Source organism: Achromobacter sp. JD-1, assembly GCF_038594925.1.
GTDB classification, from domain to species: domain Bacteria; phylum Pseudomonadota; class Gammaproteobacteria; order Burkholderiales; family Burkholderiaceae_B; genus Achromobacter; species Achromobacter spanius_C.
The window spans coordinates 1-1,846 of the sequence record NZ_JBCGCS010000071.1 but is presented as its reverse complement, the minus strand read 5'-3'; the positions used below and the strand labels follow the sequence as shown (position 1 = coordinate 1,846).

General features: G+C 65.3%; 2 protein-coding genes. Both read left to right on the top strand.

Annotation, left to right across the window (positions count from 1 at the left end; all coding sequences use genetic code 11):
- Nucleotides 1–810 (top strand): methyl-accepting chemotaxis protein (locus WBR68_RS31235; protein ID WP_230696252.1); only part of this gene is annotated, 810 nt, incomplete at its 5' end.
- Nucleotides 811–920: 110 nt separating this feature from the next.
- A partial coding sequence (locus WBR68_RS31230; RefSeq protein ID WP_230696251.1) for a Tar ligand binding domain-containing protein occupies nucleotides 921–1,846 on the top strand: 926 nt, incomplete at its 3' end.

Genomic DNA, 1,846 nt, shown 5'->3' with positions numbered 1-1,846 from the left:
GCGGCGGTTGAAGCGGCGCGTGCCGGTGAGCAGGGCAAGGGTTTCGCGGTGGTGGCGGGCGAAGTGCGCTCGCTGGCACAGCGCAGCGCGCAGGCCGCCAAGGAAATCAAGGGCCTGATCGAAGACTCGGTCTCCAAGGTGGGCGCGGGCTCGCAGCAGGTGGAACGCGCTGGCGCGACCATGCAAGAGATCGTGGCCTCGGTGAAGCGCGTGACGGACATCATGGGCGAGATCTCGGCGGCGTCCGAAGAACAGTCCAGCGGTATTGATCAGGTCAACCGCGCCGTGTCGCAGATGGACGAAGTGACGCAGCAGAACGCGGCGCTGGTGGAAGAAGCGGCCGCTGCGGCCGGCTCCTTGCAGGAGCAGGCGCAGCGCCTGGCCGAAGCCGTGGCGGTGTTCAAGATCAATGCGGGCGAAGTGATTGAAGTGCCGGCGCAGCAACTCGCCAGCCAGCAGGCCGCGCCGCGGGTGTCGTCGCGCGTGTCTTCGCATGAGTCGTCCGGGCAAGCGACGCCTCGCGCGCAGGCGCCGGCCGCACATCTGCCGCATTCGGCGCAGGCTGCGACAGCGCCGGCCGAGACGGCGACGCAAGATACGGACGAAACACCGGCCGCGCCCAAGCCCGCGCCGCGCAAAACGCAGGTGGCGCGTCCCAAGCCAGCCGCTACGGCGGCCACCGTGGTGCGCCCGCTGCGTCGACCGGCCACGCGCGCGGACAGCGCCGCCACCCGTGCCGATGCGACGCCGGCCGCTTCGGCGGCCAGCCGCCGGGCCGCGCCCGCGGATGATGATTGGGAGTCCTTCTGACGAATCCCGCGTCAGTGTATTGAACAGGCAGTTGCTTAAAAACAGTACCCCCCCTTTACGGACTGGCGGCCATTGCGTGCCGCCGGGACGACTACCGGAACTATTGAAAAATGTTCAGCAATCTGAAGGTGCGTACGGGCTTGATGCTCGCTCAGTTGGCAATTGCCCTGGCCGCACTGGTTGCAATTGGTTTGGGCTGGAACAGCATGCGTGCCAGCGCGGTGACGATCAATACGCTTGACTCGTTGAGCGTGCAACAGAGCAACCTGATCAAGGATGCCTACACGCAGATGCTGCGCGCCACGATCCGCGCCGACATCGCCGCCGCACAGCGTGCGGCGGGTGACGCCAACGGCGCGGCCGACAATGCGCGCACGGTGCAGCAACTGATCGGCGACGCAAAGAAGAAGATGGATGCCTTCAAGGCCATTCCGAAAATGACGGAAACGGGCAAGGAGTCCGAAGGGCAACTGATCTCGTCGTTCAACGGTTTTTCGGATGCGCTGCAGTCGATGATGGCTGCGTTGGACAAGGGCGACGCCGCCACCTACCTGACCTTGAAGAACACCAAGGCAGGCGCCGCCAGCGGCGCCTTCTTTAAAGAGCTGACGGGCTTTGCCGACAACATCAGCACCTACAGCGAACACGAAGTGCAAGCCGCGCGCGCTCAGGCTTCGTTGATGACCTACGTATACCTGGGCCTGGCCGCGTTGATCGTGGCCGTATCCCTGGGCGCCTTCCTGTTCATGAACCGCGTCGTGCTGCGTCCCTTGCGCTCGGTCAGCGACAGCTTCGACAAGATCGCGGGCGGCGACCTGACCGTGCGCGTGGAGGCCACGTCAACGAACGAAATCGGTCACCTGATGGCCGCTGTGAAACGCATGCAGGAAAGCCTGACGCGCACGGTGGCCACGGTGCGCCGTGGCGTGGACGAGATCAATGTGGGCGCGCGCGAGATTTCCGCGGGCAATACGGACCTGTCCAGCCGCACGGAACAGCAGGCGGCATCCCTTGAGGAAACCGCGGCATCCATGGA